Consider the following 245-nt stretch of genomic DNA (forward strand, 5'->3'; position numbering starts at 1 on the left):
ACCGCGATCCCAGGTAAGTGACTTGTAGAGTTCGCGCGGCAGGCGCTGCGTCTGCCTGATCAGCGCCGACACGACGCTCCTTGTGTCCTTGTTGGCGACCTTGACCAGCATCACATAGCGCGGATGCCGTTCGACCAGCGTCGCGATGTAGCTGTTCTTCGTGCCTCCGATCAGATCGCCTTCCCAGTGACCGGGAATGGCGCGGTCCTCGACAGAGGCGGGGCGTTCGCTGATCGAGACGGCAT

General features: G+C 62.4%; 1 protein-coding gene. It reads right to left on the minus strand.

What is annotated here, in order from left to right; translation table 11 throughout:
- On the minus strand, positions 1-245 hold a 245-nt coding region (locus tag ACYPYD_RS26365), incomplete at both ends, for an IS30 family transposase (protein WP_459666620.1).

The organism is Novosphingobium sp. 11B, from assembly GCF_054589055.1.